Genomic DNA, 15,647 nt, shown 5'->3' with positions numbered 1-15,647 from the left:
TCTTTGAGGTTTGGAAATAGACTCGTTTCGCTCGAATCATAGATTCACCCCCTGTATATTCCTCATTTTACCACAAACGAAACATACGTTCTATACATTTACAAAATTTTTACATGTTGGACAATAGAGATGGAACGTGCCTATCTCTTGTGCGAAGGCGATTCATCCCCCCACTTACCGTTACACACCATTCACACGCTTGAAGTGGGGGTATTCTCGCTTAATTTATGATAAAAAAGAAAAGACTTAGCCTTTAAGCTAAGTCCAATTAATGATTTGTTAATCACCATTCCGGCATGTCGTCTAACAGGCGGTGTCCCTTCATATAATAGTTTTTATCTCTTGCAATTCTAAAAATCCCCTCTAGCCAGTACCTCTTAGTAATACGTAACTGTAGTCACATAAGAATAAGCATATGGATCATACGGATATGGATAATATGGGACAGGGTATGGTCCGGATAACCGTAGCCATACCCTGAATAATTAATTTGTCCGATTCAATTGATGCTCGGATTTCCTTATGCAGCTTCGTTTTTCCTCTTTATTTATATCGTTCTTCCGCAATCCCGCTTGAGCATGTCCAAGCTCGTTTGGAGACTAAAAAGATAATCCCATTCTGTTTTACTTCCGTAGGATCATGAACTCGCTTGCCAAAATAAAAAGCACTACCACTTAATATACGAATCAAAGGAGTTTTTTTGCATCTCGCTTATTGGATTTACTTCGTGTAGACAGTATGGGCTTCTGACCAGCTGTCTACACAGGAGAAATGATATATTAAAATAATAAAAATTCATTCTGCTGTTTGAGCATTAATTACAATTCCGCTTGTAATAGTCTGAAGTTTTTCAAATGTTATAGGTAAAGCAGATTGAGCAGTTCCTGCTGCTGTGTATACTATATCAAACCTTTTCATGGATTCATCCAAAAAAACAGGAACATCTTTATTCAAAGCAAATGGGCAGACACCCCCTATTTTAAATCCTGTTATTTCTTGTACTTCTTCAGGAGTCGCCAGCTTTGGTTTCCCAGTACCAAGTAACATTTTAACTTTTTTTTGATTTATACGAATATCCCCTGCGGTAACAAACAATCCAAATCTATCACCTGATTTGAAAAGAATGGATTTAGCAATTTGTGCTCCCTCTATCCCAAGTGCTTTTGCAGCTTCTTCCACTGTATTTGTTCTTTCTTCAAACTCAATTGGTTCTAGGCTATTATCAAATTTTTTAACATACTCACGAACTCGATGAAATGGCATATCTCACCTCTCCAATCTTGACAAATTCCAATTTTACCAAATTTTAAAATATTCTTCTTTATTTTTCAAGCGAGGCTGTTTATGAATAAATATTATATATGAAGATTCAAAATAACGAACCATTAAACTTTGCTTACTATATTAAGTAATCAAAGGCTTTTCTTCATTTTAGATATCATACATGAAAGCTAGAAGAGGAAGTATATTTTCTTCAACCAATTGAAACGAAGTTTTAAATTCATTATAATAAAAATACGAAGTATAAAATTCATTATTACAGGAGGATGTATGAAAGAAAAAACATTTCAATACTTGGTTAAGGACAAGTTTCCTCAACTCTCCCCAGGACAAAAGAAGGTAGCAGAATTTTTAATTACTCACTTGGAGGAGGGAGCCCTTCATACCGCTTTTCAGATTGGACGCCAAGTCGGTGTCAGTGACACGACTGTCATACGTTTAGCCTACGCTTTGGGGTTAAATGGTTTTTCTGAAATGCAAGAAATGATTAGACAAGAATGGCTCGGTACGAAACAATCGTCTTTTCGTCCGGAACTCATAACTGAGCATGAAGACGTAAAGAGTACAAGCATATTTACTCATGCAATTCAACAGGAAAAACAAGTATTAGACCAAATACTCAACCAAATTAACGAAGAGGATATTTGGAAAACAGCAGATGCGTTAATTCAAGCCGACCAAATATATATCGGCGGATTTCGAAATTCTTATACAGCGGCTTACTGGTTATACTACACACTCAACCAACTTCGTGAACATGTTTATTCGTCTCTCCCAACAGGATATCTTCCTGAAACATTATGTAACCTTACAGATAATTCGGTCGTATTTATAATTTCTCTTCCTCGTTATACAAAAGAAGCCTTAGCTTTAGCTGAACAAGCAAAAAAACAAAATGCTTTAGTAATTGCAGTGACTGACCGGCAGCTATCACCGATTGGACAACTGGCAGATATTACGCTTACCACGGGAGAAAATACAGAAATTTTCTCTGATCCCATTCTGTCCATCCTCAGTCTATTCCAGTTCATCATCATGGGGATGCAGCAAAGAGACCAGGGAAACATTCGAGAACGGCAGGAAAAGCTGGAACAACTATATACAGAGCAAGGAATATTCCTGGAGTGAAATGGAAAGCTTTATTTCCATTCAAGCAATAATCATAGTCACTTAAAAAGAAAAGAACCTTGCATACTCCTTTGTACGTAAGACTCTTTTCTTTTTATATACTCTTCTCTGCACCCTCCTGCTCGGGAACTCTTCATCGCATTAAACACGTTCGCTGTTTGCTCCAGGATATAATAACGGAATTTTTCGTCACGGATATTTTTATAGGCAGGTATTAACTTACAATCTCAATTATATTAATCCATATAGATTTTCAAAGATGGGTAGAGCCTGCCACAAATCAATCCCTTCCTTCCCTGTTACGCAAGTGCTTTCTTATTCCTTTGGATAAATCATATTTTCAGGTCTTACAATCTCATCGAATTGTTCTTCTGTAAGTAAATTTGTTTTGATAGCAGCTTCTTTCAACGTTAGTCCTTCCTTATGGGCCAACTTCGCAATGGTTGCCGCATTTTCATAACCGATATGCGGATTCAATGCTGTAACGAGCATCAGCGAGCTCTCTAAGTTATGTTGAATCACCTCAAGGTTCGGCTCTATGCCAATCGCACAATGATCACTGAAGGAAATCATCGCATCGGCAAGCAGCCTTGCGGATTGAAGGAAATTATAAATAATGACGGGCTTAAAGACATTCAGTTCAAAATTCCCTTGGCTAGCGGCAAATCCGATCGCAGCATCGTTGCCCATCACCTGGCAAACAACCATCGTTAAGGCCTCGCTCTGTGTCGGATTAACCTTTCCCGGCATAATGGAGCTCCCTGGTTCATTAGCCGGAATCGTAATTTCGCCGATTCCACAGCGCGGTCCGCTTGCCAGCCATCTCACATCATTGGCAATTTTCATAAGATCTGCCGCAAGAGCTTTCAAGGCTCCATGTACATACACGAGTTCGTCATGGCTGGTTAAGGCATGAAACTTGTTCGAAGCAGAAAGGAATGTTTTACCCGTTAATTTGCTGATCTCTTCCGCTACTGTCTCGCCGAACTTGGGATGAGCATTGATGCCGGTGCCTACGGCTGTTCCTCCAATGGCAAGTTCTCTCATGGATTCCGCACTTTCCTTGATCATTTTTTCGCTTTTCTCCAACATTCGGTGCCAGCCGCTTATTTCCTGTCCCAATGTCAATGGTGTGGCATCCTGTAAGTGCGTACGCCCGATTTTAATGATATCTTGGAATTGCTCCATCTTTTGGCCGAGCACTTCTTTAAGCTTAGACAAGGCAGGCAATACATGTGCTTCAATCGCCAATGTTCCGGCTATGTGCATCGCAGTAGGAAAAGTATCGTTCGAACTTTGCGATTTGTTGACATCATCATTAGGGTGAATGCGATGGGGACTTCCGCTTTGTCCCAATAATTGGTTCGCACGATTGGCGATCACTTCGTTTACGTTCATGTTTGATTGGGTTCCACTGCCTGTTTGCCAGACTGCAAGCGGAAAATGTTCATTCCATTTTCCATTTAAAATTTCATCTGCAGCTTTGATGATGACCTCCGCTTTATCAGCTTCCAATTTACCAAGCTTATGATTTGCCTTCGCCGCGCTTTTCTTCAATATAGCAAACGCCTGAATTACCTCTTGAGGCATTTTTTCCGTGCCGATTTTAAAGTTTTGGCTGCTGCGCTGCGTTTGGGCCCCCCAAAGTTTATCTGCCGGTACTTGTATTTCCCCCAATGTATCCTTCTCGACTCTAAACTCCATTACATAGCCTCCTTTAAAGATGTCCAAAGTAATTGCTGTAGTCACTTCATCTTGAAAGAAAAATGTGAATCAAAAAAAACGAATACTTCACTACTTTACTTTTCATTTATGATTAGTTATATACCTTTAAATGAAAATGATTATCAGCATTACTTCCGTCATAATCCATATGAATGATTATTGTCAATTTTACCGCTTCTTCTTATTATTACCTAAATATCCCCATTCCATATAGTCCTAAAGAAAAATGAGCAGCTATTCCGAGTAAAATCAAGATAGCTGCTCAAATTAACATGGATGATCTTAAATATGAACCTCTCCCACTTACTTGCTTCCGCTCCTTGAAGTGGGGGTATTCTCGTCCAACTTATGATAAATTAGGTTGAATTTTCTTTTAAACACCTCTGGGGGATAATATCAAGAACAAGCAGGTGATATTCTTCCATAATGTTCGCATTTCTTTACACAGTTATAAATAAGCCGCTCTTTGCCTGTCGTTATTTATCCCCATCTGAGCGCTTGAAATAGAATGTTTATCTGTTTTTATACGACTACCTCAAATAATATTGTGATTCCTATGCCTCCGCCACTTCCGATAGCGGCAAGTACATATTTCACATCTTTTCTTCTTTGTACTTCGTAGAATAGACGTGTTACCAGGATTGCACCGGATGCTCCGTAAGGATGTCCTAGAGTAAGGGCACCGCCTCGCACATTCAGCTTCTCATAAGGAATAGAAAGCTCCTGAGTACATGCTACAATCTTAGAAGCAAATGCTTCATTTATCTCAACTAAACCGATATCTTCTATTGTTAGTCGGTTCCTCTTTAACAGTTCTTGAATGGCAGGAACAGGTGCAATTCCAGGATAATGAGGATGCACACCAGACACTTGGCTATCAATAAAGCGTAAAACAGGTTGAAAATCGAGTTGATTGGCTAATGTTTCTTCCATTACTAATACTGCACAAGCACCGTCATGAATCCCACAACTGTTTGCTGCTGTAACTGTACCATTTTCTTGTACAAATACCGCCTTTGCTCGTTTCACGAGTCTCTCCATATTTCGCGGACGAAGGAATTCTTCGTCCATCTCAAACTGTCCGCTCTCTAGTATTTCTTGTTTATATAATCCTTTTTCATAGGCCTCCCAGCTACGTTTATAACTAATTAACGCATATTCATCCTGCATCTCTCGTGTAATTCCATATTCTCGGGCTACATATTCCGCAGCGACTCCCATATCAGGATCTCCTATACTGTCTGGAGAGAATTGAGCTCTTGTTGGATAAGGTGAAGTACTGGTACTTTCCACACCCCCAGCTATATAGCACTGACCGGCTCCTCCTTGCGTGAGATAACAAGCCATTCTAATTGCTTCTAAACCTGCACTGCATTGTCGATCGATGGTCATGCCGGTTACAGAAAAAGGAAGTCCAGCTTCTAAAGCAGATAATCGAGCTACGTTTCCTCCAGGTCCCACTACATTTCCCAATATGACATCATCCACCTTATCTTCAATACCTCTACCCAAATGCTGAAGAAGAGGAGCTGCCAGTTCATGCGGACGAAGTAAATGCAGCATACCATTTTCTTTTCCAATAGGAGTTCGTTTTGCTTGTACAACTACCGCTCTTTTAATAGCTATTCACCTGGCTTTCTACCATCTCTTTAATTTGTGGTCGAGCAATTTTCCCACTTGTCGTAAGAGGCATCTCATCTGTAAAATACCATTTACGAGGGACTTTGTACGACGCAAGTTTCATCTGGCATAATTTTCTTAACTCTATTTTAGCAGCCTTTCCTTTTATAACAGCTGTCACAATTTGTCCCCAGTATGAGTCAGCTAAGCCTATAACAGCCACTGCTTCTACATCAGGGTGCAGAGATAATACTGTCTCAATCTCTTCTGGAAAAATGTTAATTCCTCCATAGAGAATTATATTCTTTTCCCGTCCGACTATATATAAAAAACCCGCTTCATCCAGATATCCCATGTCATGTACTGTGCTCCATCCGTCTTCATCTTGAATGGAATGGATGGTATGAGCATCGGCATATAAATATCCCATAAACGTCATCTTACTTCTTACATATATCTTGCCAACTTGGTTTGGTGCTGCTAATGATTGATTCGTATTACGTATTTGGATTTCTACATTATGACATGGCTTTCCAACCGATCCTGGCCTCTCTTTGTTGTCCTGATCTGACAATACTGTGACAAAGCTTAGCTCGCTGGCACCATAGAACTCATACATAGATAAGTTGCGAAACATGTTTCGAATTCTTTGTTTTGAATCAGCCTCCCATTTGGCACCAGAGGAGATGATTTTTACATGTTTCTCTATAACACAGTTTTCCTTTAACAGGGCTTCTATCATAGTTGGAACCATATAGACAGCTGTAACTGGATGTTTATGTAACACTGACAATGTCTGAGAAGGAGAGAATTTTTCCAACAAGTAAACAGTTCCTCCAAGGAATAGTGTACTAATCGCACCATATAGAAAATGGGAATGAATGAGCGCGCCAGGAATGACAACATGTTCGTTCTCATTCATATGAAAATCGAATTTGTTGCAGCTAAAACTAGCTACCCAGGATTCATGGGAACGTATAAAGGCTTTTGGTTCTCCTGTTGAACCAGAGGTAAACCCCATATAAAACGGAAGTTCTTCATTTGCTTCTTGAATGTCAGTGAAGGGAGATTTGTTTATTTCTTCTACACACTCTTCCCATATCATCGCATTTGGGCAGAATGATTTCAGATTGTCATACATATCCTTAGTCGTAATCACGATGGAAGGATTACAAAGACTTAATCGCTTTTGTAATTCTTCTTCTCGCCATTTTATATCTAACGGAGCAACAGTCCAACCCGCTGCGGCGGCTCCTGCAAACAGTTGCAGAAAAGGAATACCATTTGGCATAAGAATTCCGATTGTCTTATTTGTATAAGAATGAGATGTAAGCCAGTTTACTGTTTTACAAACCAATTCGTACCACTGGCGATAACTTAGGTTTTGGTTATGCGTCTGGATGGCGATTCGATCTGATTGATTATAAGCATAGTTTTTATACGGACAAGTAATAGTCGCCATTTGTAGTCTCCTTTTCTAGCAAAAAGAGACACATTATTGTGTCTCAGAAGCTTTAGATACTTGATTATATAATACTGGTGATTTCCTCAGTTTGTATACTAAATAAGATGCAAGTATAGCTTTTAATATATCACCAGGAATATATATAAGGCTTAATTTTATTGTTTGTATAAGAGGAATATTCATAATAAAGGCTTGAACAGGTACTCCAAACACATAAAGTAAAAATACCCCTACTGTCAAATTCGTGAACAAAACCTTCCAAAAAGTTAAAACACGGTAACGAGAGATAATGTATCCGAGACAAAAAGCTATAATAGGATATCCCAATAAGTAACCGGCACTCGGTCCAACAAAGACACTCATCCCGCCACGTCCTCCGGATAGAAGCGGTATACCTGCAGCAACAAGTAACAAGAATACGATTTGACTCCAACCTCCAAGTCTAGCACCTAATACCCCACCGGAAAGCAAAACCCCTAGTGTTTGGAGCGTAATAGGAACTGGAGTGAATGATAATGTAATTGGCGGAACAAGTCCTAAAGTTCCCATAACGGCTGCAAATAAAGCTATGTATGTAATATCTCGTACTTTCATGATGCCCCCCTAAAATTTATAAATAATATTTGTTTCCATCTAAGGTATTGTCATTGTATATCGTATCAAAATTTATGTCAACACAAGTGACGAGAAGGTTTACATAATAGAAAGATTAAGCTAACGGTATTGTACACCTATATATGAGTGAATGATAATTTCGACATTTCCATGTGCTATGTGCACCCAAAAGGGAGTATGGTATACTTCTTCTCTCTGATTTAGCCTTGCATGAACCAAAGGTTTGAACGCTTCTGCACGTCGCCGGATGATCTCTACCCACTATAAAAAGACGGTTTTTTTATTCACTTGTATATAGATAGCTGGCAGAAGTCTTTAGCAGATAAACAGTTTCAAGGGAGAATGCGTTTAAACCTCTCTGCAATTCCCCATATTTATCTGATTAGGAAATGTTAAGCTATAACTTCACCTTCTTTCACGTCTTTTACTATTATGGCACCAGCCTTAATAATTGCCCCTTTTCCAATTCTTGTTCCTTCCATAATAACGGCATTTGGTCCGATCATAACATCATCTTCTATAATTACTGGTGAAGCGTTAGGGGACGATATAACACCCTTTACTACAACACCAGCACCAATGTGACATCTTTTTCCGATAGAGGCGCCGCCACCTATAACTGCATTCATATCAATGAGCGTTTTTTCTCCTATACATGCGCCGATATTAATACATGCCCCCATCATAACTACAGCATCGTCTTCTATAGTTACTCTTTCTCGAATTATGGCACCAGGCTCAATACGAGCGTTTAGATTTTTAATATCCATTAAATCGATTGCAGAGTTTCTTCGATCGTTTTCTATATAATAATCTTCAATTAGTTCAGAATGATTTTCGATTGCGCTCTTTACCTCATCCCAATTGCCAAAAACGATTCCGCCTGCACCCATGTTAATAACTTTGCTCGTTTTCCCAAAGTCAATTTTAGACATTTCCCCTTGAATATAGGCTTTTACAAGAGTTTTCTTTTTAGCATTTTTAATAAAATCGAGAATTTCTGTATTTCCCATGTTTTCCTCCATTTATCCGAGCGTTGCAGGACATGTATTATCCAATGTTGAGAACAACTAATCACGCCGCAAGGGATAGTTTTAATTTTATTGTATCGCGATCGACATTCTGCATGAACCTCCCCACTTACTCGCTTCCGCTCCTGGAAGTGGGGAATTCCTGCTTAATTTATGATACACTATACTTAAATTCCAAAATAGTACATAAATTTGTTCCACTGAAAAAGCAGTCCGCTTATTAAAGCAAACTGCTTTTTCAGTGGAAGCCGCTAGAAGGCACTTTTATGTAACCATTTTTAAAACTTTTTAATTACTCCTTCCACTCTTCCCAATAAATATTTATGTACTTAGGTTCATTATTTTTCTTCATATCATCAATACTTGCAAGTGCATCTGTTATTTGTTTTTCATCCGTATTTACAGAAAGGTTTAAGTTCTTTTTTAAGTTTTTCTTATTCATACATAACTAACTCCTTTTTATATCATTTCCAATAGTTTGTATCCTAATTGTTCATTCCATTCAGTATATTATTTAAGCAAGCTTGGCACTTATTTTTCTATTCATTCAAACTTTCATGTTTATCAAATGTTTACTTATTATTTTTTATTAAAAAATAAGTATAAAACCACATAATCGCGGGGATAGCCCATAAAAAACAAGCATAAGGAGCGTAAGCAAACACAGAGACCCGAAGAATTTGACTGCATAAGATAGCAATTAAATTCCAAGGAATAAGTCCTACAAGCAACATGGTAGTATTTTGTAATACTTGAGAAAGTTTAGTTATAGATACATATCGTTTCCAATGTCCAATTAAGGATCGCCCTGTTAATAAAATAGGAAACGTTTGATTCGGCGATAAAAATGTAATCAAGAGAGCAAAGATGAAACTTCTCCGTAAAGCTGCTCCTTCCGTTCCTTCTGCTTTGATAAAAGGTGTAAGGAATGGTTTCAAAATTTGACACTTATCCAGCATCTCACAATAAATACCAGCAATTCCTATGAAAAGAAATAACAAGATACCACTTTTTAATCCTCCCATTCCCTGAATCCCATTCCACATAGATATTATCCATGTAGAAAATTGAATATGATTTGTTATGATTAAAATGGAAGCGATAAAAATGCTAGATAAAAATGAGTTCCGCAAATTCCTTGTAACACACATCCACCCCACTAAGAAAGCAGGGGGTAAATAATAATACCATCCAGAAAGAAACCAATTCAAATCGTAATGGACAGAAGAATACGACGTCTTATGTGCAGGAGAGAGAACATCTCCAAAGGTATAAAAGCAAACAGATACGATTATTCCACTGATCCATATTGGTGTGAAGAGTGGGAGAGATTCATCCTCCTCCATCTGTAATGTGCTTTTCAGCAAACGGCGCGAACTAGAAAAAGGAGAATTCTGATCCCCCACAAAAACACCGGATATCAACGCCCCCGCAACCCATGCAGGCGACAGATGTACGACTTCTGCAATCTGCATCATTGGGAGTCCTAAAATACTTAACGTTCCAAGAGCAGTCCCTAACAACATAGATAATAAACTTGTTGAAATAAATACAAACACCAAAAAGGATGGTATATGGACAAATTGTAAAATCAGCTTAACAATATGATCAATCGTTCCACTTAACACCCATGTAGGTAGCAGAATTGAAATCAAGAGGAGCAACCAACTTACTTCCTTAGTTCTGTAAAATCCATCACGAAGAAGCTGAAGATATACAGATGGAGCAATTCCTTTACGCCATACAAGGATAAGAAGCAAAAGGAAGCCTGGTGCGAATCCAATTACTAGGGGTATATTCATTATGACCGCACTTAAACAGCCTACTAGTGTTATCATTGTTAAAAATATAAGCTCGCCTAACTGAAATGTTTTTTGGATGTACAAACTTTATCTCCTCTTTCTACATTTACGAGTGGACAGTAAGCGAGGAAATGACAGGAACTAGATTGGTAACATTCTTCCTCTCTTATAAAACAAAGTATAGCAAATAATTATAAAGAGTTCTGGTGCAAAATTTCCAGCAAATCACGAAAACTTAGTTTATACCGCAGATACCATCTGACCGTTAGCAAAATAATATCAGGCTAATAATGCTTCTACTTGAACAAATGCTTCGTTTCCATACCGATCACCTATCTTTTATAGAGTAGTATCAATATGTCCAAGTTTCTTGAATTTTTCGCACCAGAATCAAGAAGAGTGTTGATTTTTTACTTATTTAATGCTAGTTTTAAATGAATATTTTATTACTGGTTTTATTCAAGTTTGCTAACCTTTTTGCAGACTGAAAGACTTATGAAGTCAAGATTTCAAAATTGAAGGAGTTATAAATTATATATCAGCAACGATCTTTAACTTCGCTAAAAATTAACGACCACAAGAGGTGATTTAAATGGGGAAATGTAATATCGATCATTCTCATGAAGATGTGATTCAAAAACTTGAAAGTCAACAAGATTTTTTACCGGAACTTTTAGGTAAAGATTTGTTTCGTTTTTTAAAGAGCAAACACTCGCAACAAACATTAAACGAACTATTTCACCTTTTAAAAAAATATGATCTAGCTTCTGAAGAAGAACAGGAAGAGAGAAATAAAAAATTAATACAACTTATAAGCTAATTGGAAAGAACGAGAGTGGAACATTGACTCTCGTTCTTTTTTATGACCTTTTTAACAAAACAATCAATAGCGTTATTTAACATAGCCTTATTTTTATATCTATATACAACTGAATAAAAAAACCGTCTTTTTATAGTGAGGAAAGAGCATAGAAGCGGTCAAACCCTTTTCCTGTCCCATATAAGGATAAGAGAGAGGAAGCAAGTGCAGGCTGCCTTTTGTTCTGCATAGCAGCGGTTCATATGTCGAAATTATAAATCATTTATATATAGCAGGGTCACATTAAAACTGTTTTTGGTTTGTATGCCATATTTATGTGAAGTTAACATACCCTAGATTATCGGTAGCTCTGCGCCTAAATTGTATGGTCCGTAATAAGAAAAAGGATTTTACACGTAAAAATTAGGAAGTAATGAAATTTTCATACTCATGTAACTATACATTAATCTTATCACGTTATAATAATCCGAAAGATGTATGTAAGGAGGCCTAGCGGAATATTGATACAAAAAGCCATTACGTCAATCTTGTTTTTTAGCATAAGTTTTGTACTTATTCTTGTGGTTATTGAATTTGTAGCACAAATGAATGAAGAATATTATGTTAGCTTCTTAGGACAAATAAAACATGTCTTTCTGAACTTTTTTACATAACGCAATTTATTCAAAAAAATTGTATGCTTTGGAACAAAACTAAACGATCTGTAAAAAAATTCCTTGAATTTAAATTTTCAAAAAAAAGAATTTACATGGTATACTTTTTGTAAGCGCATACACAGTTTGAAAAATACATAAGAAATGGGTGGATTACTATGTTAGTAGAAGACTTAATACAGCGGTTTGTACTAGTAAAAAAGCAAAAGCCATTACATGTTAACGAGTTACTAGATTACATTCAGAAAAGTTATATTTATGGCGAATTATCTATTGTTGAATATAAAAAACTTTTTTTTGAATTGAACAAACTTGAAGCAAAAAAGCCGGAGTCGTTTATTTGTAAGAATAAGGATTTTTGATTTTAAAAAATGTAAATTAAGTTCTATAGCCTAACCAAATCACACTTTTAATATACTCAATGTTATGCCGAAAACTCATTTAGGATATATAAATAGAGAAATCCAATTTCCCTACGTTAAGGAGAATTGGGTTTCTCTTTTTCTTATTGAATTAATGCCACTTACTTCTCATACAAATAAAGACCATAATCTTGCATAATGGAGGCGTGGCCTTGTTGCCGTAACATGGCAGCGATGTTGCCACGATGATAAGATCCATGACTGACGACGTGTAGTACCGATTCAGAAATAGAAGTTTCAAGCAAACCAGCATATGGATTATCAACTACAATTACCTTTTCCATATCTTCTTGAACGTTGAGAAACGCTTTGTACCTCTCGGATAAGTCGAAAAACATGGTCTCCATTTCCTCGATTCTTTTTGACTCCATTTGCTCTGTTAATTGATTTGTAAATGCGAATGCTTCATTCATGCTTTTACCAGAAATCACGTCTAACCATAAGTGATCGGCAAGATAAATATGAGACAGCGCCTTTGATATGGAAGGAAAAATGCTCTGAATTTCCTTGTTGTAAATGTCTTCAGGAAGTTCTTTTAATCGATCAATCATTTTTTTGTTCGCCCATACGTGGTAGTCATACATTTTTAATGCGTGATCTATCATAGTTTAATATCCCCTTTTTCCATCATTAATCACTACAATGTATGTTTATTCTGTTTATGTTTCTAAATGCCTCTTTCAACTACCAGACCCCCCTTAGTAGAAGAAAAATTATTGTATATTTTATACAAAGCTATATATGAACGAATTATAATTTCGACATGTCCATGTGCTATATGTAACCAAAAGGGAGGGTTCTGGTGCATATTCATAAAAAGCACGTCACCCTTTCTCATTAACATAAGAGAATAGTAACGTGCTTTTAACTTTAAGAATAGCCTAAATACTTAAGTTGATGGATGTGGGGTCACTTCAAAGGAATCGACTTTTTATTTGTCTTATTCAATTAAAGCGCCCGATTGTTGAAGATCGTTATTGAAGAAAAGCTCCCATTAGTTTTAATTCTTCACAATTTACTTGCAATGAAACTACAAATATTTCTCCATTATAACGTAGGATTTACCTCCTTTTATGAAACTAAAGTTGGTTTCTTTTAAGCCAAATCTTTTGTAAAAATTGACCTTGTTTGTTCTGGCATTACACCAAATTCTATTGACGCTCTTGTTCTCCGCTTCCTTTAATACATACTTTAACAATTCACTCCCGTATCCCTTACCTTGTTCTTGTTGAAGAGTAGCAAACTTTCGGAATTGGGCTTCTTCATTATTTACAAAAAGTGAGATGACAGAAATTAGAATGTCTTCTTTAAAAAGACCAAAATGAATAGCTGAATCATCATCTTCTAATTTTATATAGTCAAAGTCCTTATCGGGCCACATGACTTTATGTCTCAATTTCCAAACTTCTTCCTTATCTACCATTCTAATCGTGGTTTCCATAGTCTTCTCCTTTGTATTTACAATGAAGTTTCTTCCTGTTTTTTATTTGAAAGTTTCCATTAAAAAGCTTTTAGGGAAGGAGATGTGAATGAATAAAATCAAATATATTTTTCGTTAACAATAATAGAGTTACGGCAATAAACAATCCACGCACATAACCACTTCCTCTTTTAATGGCAAATTTCGACCCACAAATCGCTCCAGCAATCCCTGCAAGTGCCATTGGTAATCCATAAGCATAGTTTACTTGTCCTAAATACATAAACATCAACAAACCAGCAATATTACTGCCAAAGTTAAAAAATTTTGCGTTCCCTGCCGCCTTTATAAAATCAAATCCAATCATTAAAAAAGCAAACATCAAAAATGAACCTGTTCCGGGACCAAGAAATCCATCGTAGAAACCAATAGCAAAAATTAATACCGTAAAAATAATAAAATGACGGATAGACAGTTTTTTATAAGTTGAAATACTGCCCCAATCTTTCTTGAAAATCGTATAAATCGCAACAACTGCAAGCATGATTAACATTAATGGCTTGAGCACCTCAGGGTCCATCAAATGAACGGTCCAGGCACCAAGCATGGAGCCAATAAATACGAGTGGAAATAACTTATACATTGATGTTAAATCAAGTTTTCCAGAACGATAAAACATAAGTGTGCTCGTTAAAGAGCCTATTGTCCCTACTAATTTATTCGTAGCAACAGCTGTTGCAGGAGTCATCCCTGTAAACAATAAGGCAGGCAATGCAATCAACCCGCCGCCCCCTACAACTGAATCGATAAATGCAGCTACAAAACCAAGCACTATCAAAGTAATCAATAAAGATGGGTCTAAGTCAAAATACATCTAATCATTCCTTTCATCTAGTTGCATAAGTACACTACGCCTAACCGAAGTGCTGTTAATTTAATTGTGCTTGAACCAAAAATATAATTAAAAATTATTATTTTTCATTGAATCTCATAAGAAAAACTTATATCTAATTTTTTATGAAACTAACCTGCGCCTTTAGTTTAAGTACATTTCTTCACAATCAATATTATTAACATAAATATTCAGTTTCGTTTGGAAGTCTTATTCATTAAATGGCCCTTTAGTTGAAGAAGGGTACCATAAACGGACGTTTATGGTACTTAGATTATTAGTCGTCCAACATCTTTGAAAATGCCTGCTTTTCAGTTCCATAACTCATTCCAAAATCAAAGTGCCACTTAAATAGCTATGTGACCGTTTTTGGGAACTTTCTTAGAGTAAGAAAGCGAACACGAATTATGTCGTAATTTACTTAGCGTACAAAATTCGCGTTTTGAGGGCGGAACCCCATCGCCATCAACCTAAGCGAGTAATAAGTCCTATTTTGTATGTAAACCATTTATTTTTTATTCATTTAGCTACCAAGATGTAAAAATGTCCATAACAAATAAGCCCTAATGGGCTCAATTTTTTTCAACTAAGCAGCCTGGTCTTGAGCCATGGTATAATGATACACGACACCCAATATATCAAAGACTGTTTTCTTCTCATATCTATGAGACTTTCGCCCGTTGCGCTGTAGGAGGTTGAACAGGCGAAGTAATATCCTTGATATCTCTGTGGTGTCTTTTTCTATGGCTCTATGTAAAAGCGGGAAGTAATCT

14 protein-coding genes and 3 pseudogenes are annotated in these 15,647 nt (G+C 36.8%); 3 read left to right on the top strand and 14 right to left on the bottom strand.

What is annotated here, in order from left to right; genetic code table 11:
• Positions 1 to 795: 795 nt before the first annotated feature.
• A complete protein-coding gene (locus tag H540_RS0118310; protein ID WP_028401878.1) occupies positions 796 to 1,263 on the bottom strand; it encodes a YbaK/EbsC family protein in 468 nt (155 codons plus the stop codon).
• A 288-nt stretch (positions 1,264 to 1,551) separates the two neighbouring features.
• On the opposite strand from H540_RS0118310, the gene H540_RS0118305 reads away from it, so the two are divergent.
• Positions 1,552 to 2,409, top strand: coding sequence for a MurR/RpiR family transcriptional regulator (locus H540_RS0118305; protein WP_028401877.1), 858 nt, complete (start codon positions 1,552 to 1,554; stop codon positions 2,407 to 2,409).
• Between the two features lie 38 nt (positions 2,410 to 2,447).
• Here the strand turns inward: H540_RS0118305 and H540_RS34760 are convergent.
• The 9 genes and pseudogenes from H540_RS34760 to H540_RS33355 all read right to left on the bottom strand — a co-directional run.
• Positions 2,448 to 2,627, bottom strand: a pseudogene (locus H540_RS34760) (hypothetical protein); the annotation flags it as partial.
• Positions 2,628 to 2,724: 97 nt separating this feature from the next.
• Positions 2,725 to 4,113 carry a class II fumarate hydratase gene (fumC, locus tag H540_RS0118300; RefSeq protein WP_028401876.1) on the bottom strand — a complete coding sequence of 463 codons (1,389 nt, stop codon included), beginning with the start codon at positions 4,111 to 4,113 and terminating at the stop codon, positions 2,725 to 2,727.
• A 543-nt stretch (positions 4,114 to 4,656) separates the two neighbouring features.
• On the bottom strand, positions 4,657 to 5,754 hold the full coding sequence (locus H540_RS0118295; protein WP_028401875.1) for an acetyl-CoA C-acyltransferase: 1,098 nt from the start codon (positions 5,752 to 5,754) through the stop codon (positions 4,657 to 4,659).
• Positions 5,750 to 7,216 carry an AMP-binding protein gene (locus H540_RS0118290; protein ID WP_028401874.1) on the bottom strand — a complete coding sequence of 489 codons (1,467 nt, stop codon included), beginning with the start codon at positions 7,214 to 7,216 and terminating at the stop codon, positions 5,750 to 5,752. The genes H540_RS0118295 and H540_RS0118290 overlap by 5 nt, the downstream gene beginning before the upstream one ends.
• 33 nt (positions 7,217 to 7,249) lie before the next feature.
• Positions 7,250 to 7,813 carry a biotin transporter BioY gene (locus tag H540_RS0118285; RefSeq protein WP_028401873.1) on the bottom strand — a complete coding sequence of 188 codons (564 nt, stop codon included), beginning with the start codon at positions 7,811 to 7,813 and terminating at the stop codon, positions 7,250 to 7,252.
• 413 nt (positions 7,814 to 8,226) lie between these two features.
• Complete coding sequence (gene dapD / locus H540_RS0118280) at positions 8,227 to 8,847, bottom strand: 2,3,4,5-tetrahydropyridine-2,6-dicarboxylate N-acetyltransferase (protein WP_028401872.1); 621 nt, start codon at positions 8,845 to 8,847, stop codon at positions 8,227 to 8,229.
• 310 nt (positions 8,848 to 9,157) lie between these two features.
• A complete protein-coding gene (locus H540_RS33360; RefSeq protein WP_155891070.1) occupies positions 9,158 to 9,307 on the bottom strand; it encodes a hypothetical protein in 150 nt (49 codons plus the stop codon).
• A 130-nt stretch (positions 9,308 to 9,437) separates the two neighbouring features.
• A complete protein-coding gene (locus H540_RS0118270; RefSeq protein WP_028401871.1) occupies positions 9,438 to 10,751 on the bottom strand; it encodes a hypothetical protein in 1,314 nt (437 codons plus the stop codon).
• A 110-nt stretch (positions 10,752 to 10,861) separates the two neighbouring features.
• Positions 10,862 to 10,990 (bottom strand): annotated as a pseudogene (locus H540_RS33355) (IS6 family transposase); the annotation flags it as partial.
• A gap of 269 nt (positions 10,991 to 11,259) precedes the next feature.
• Here H540_RS33355 and H540_RS0118265 point away from each other — a divergent pair.
• Both H540_RS0118265 and yppF read left to right on the top strand, forming a co-directional pair.
• Positions 11,260 to 11,487 carry a hypothetical protein gene (locus H540_RS0118265; protein ID WP_028401870.1) on the top strand — a complete coding sequence of 76 codons (228 nt, stop codon included), beginning with the start codon at positions 11,260 to 11,262 and terminating at the stop codon, positions 11,485 to 11,487.
• Between the two features lie 811 nt (positions 11,488 to 12,298).
• Positions 12,299 to 12,502 (top strand): YppF family protein, encoded by a 204-nt coding sequence (yppF, locus tag H540_RS0118255; protein ID WP_028401869.1) that lies wholly within the window; start codon positions 12,299 to 12,301, stop codon positions 12,500 to 12,502.
• Positions 12,503 to 12,663: 161 nt separating this feature from the next.
• Here yppF and H540_RS0118250 read toward each other — a convergent pair whose 3' ends face one another.
• From H540_RS0118250 to H540_RS30175, 4 genes and pseudogenes are all read right to left on the bottom strand, one after another.
• A complete protein-coding gene (locus H540_RS0118250) occupies positions 12,664 to 13,167 on the bottom strand; it encodes a DinB family protein (protein WP_028401868.1) in 504 nt (167 codons plus the stop codon).
• A 425-nt stretch (positions 13,168 to 13,592) separates the two neighbouring features.
• Positions 13,593 to 14,003: a GNAT family N-acetyltransferase gene (locus tag H540_RS0118245; protein WP_028401867.1), complete on the bottom strand. Its 411-nt coding sequence runs from the start codon at positions 14,001 to 14,003 to the stop codon at positions 13,593 to 13,595.
• Between the two features lie 70 nt (positions 14,004 to 14,073).
• On the bottom strand, positions 14,074 to 14,856 hold the full coding sequence (locus H540_RS0118240) for a TSUP family transporter (RefSeq protein ID WP_028401866.1): 783 nt from the start codon (positions 14,854 to 14,856) through the stop codon (positions 14,074 to 14,076).
• A 604-nt stretch (positions 14,857 to 15,460) separates the two neighbouring features.
• A pseudogene (locus H540_RS30175) lies at positions 15,461 to 15,647 on the bottom strand (IS4 family transposase); the annotation flags it as partial.

Origin of the sequence: Ectobacillus panaciterrae DSM 19096, from assembly GCF_000430785.1 — a bacterium.
GTDB classification, from domain to species: domain Bacteria; phylum Bacillota; class Bacilli; order Bacillales; family Bacillaceae_G; genus Ectobacillus; species Ectobacillus panaciterrae.
This window is presented reverse-complemented; position numbering and strand designations above follow the sequence as displayed.

What these genes read in the sequence shown, in the direction of transcription:
- H540_RS0118310 (WP_028401878.1), bottom strand. Translation starts at nt 1,263, where the DNA reads ATGCCATTTCATCGAGTTCGTGAGTATGTTAAAAAATTTGATAATAGC.
- H540_RS0118305 (WP_028401877.1), top strand. Translation starts at nt 1,552, where the DNA reads ATGAAAGAAAAAACATTTCAATACTTGGTTAAGGACAAGTTTCCTCAA.
- fumC (WP_028401876.1), bottom strand. Translation starts at nt 4,113, where the DNA reads ATGGAGTTTAGAGTCGAGAAGGATACATTGGGGGAAATACAAGTACCG.
- H540_RS0118290 (WP_028401874.1), bottom strand. Translation starts at nt 7,216, where the DNA reads ATGGCGACTATTACTTGTCCGTATAAAAACTATGCTTATAATCAATCA.
- H540_RS0118285 (WP_028401873.1), bottom strand. Translation starts at nt 7,813, where the DNA reads ATGAAAGTACGAGATATTACATACATAGCTTTATTTGCAGCCGTTATG.
- dapD (WP_028401872.1), bottom strand. Translation starts at nt 8,847, where the DNA reads ATGGGAAATACAGAAATTCTCGATTTTATTAAAAATGCTAAAAAGAAA.
- H540_RS33360 (WP_155891070.1), bottom strand. Translation starts at nt 9,307, where the DNA reads ATGAATAAGAAAAACTTAAAAAAGAACTTAAACCTTTCTGTAAATACG.
- H540_RS0118265 (WP_028401870.1), top strand. Translation starts at nt 11,260, where the DNA reads ATGGGGAAATGTAATATCGATCATTCTCATGAAGATGTGATTCAAAAA.
- yppF (WP_028401869.1), top strand. Translation starts at nt 12,299, where the DNA reads ATGTTAGTAGAAGACTTAATACAGCGGTTTGTACTAGTAAAAAAGCAA.
- H540_RS0118250 (WP_028401868.1), bottom strand. Translation starts at nt 13,167, where the DNA reads ATGATAGATCACGCATTAAAAATGTATGACTACCACGTATGGGCGAAC.
- H540_RS0118245 (WP_028401867.1), bottom strand. Translation starts at nt 14,003, where the DNA reads ATGGAAACCACGATTAGAATGGTAGATAAGGAAGAAGTTTGGAAATTG.
- H540_RS0118240 (WP_028401866.1), bottom strand. Translation starts at nt 14,856, where the DNA reads ATGTATTTTGACTTAGACCCATCTTTATTGATTACTTTGATAGTGCTT.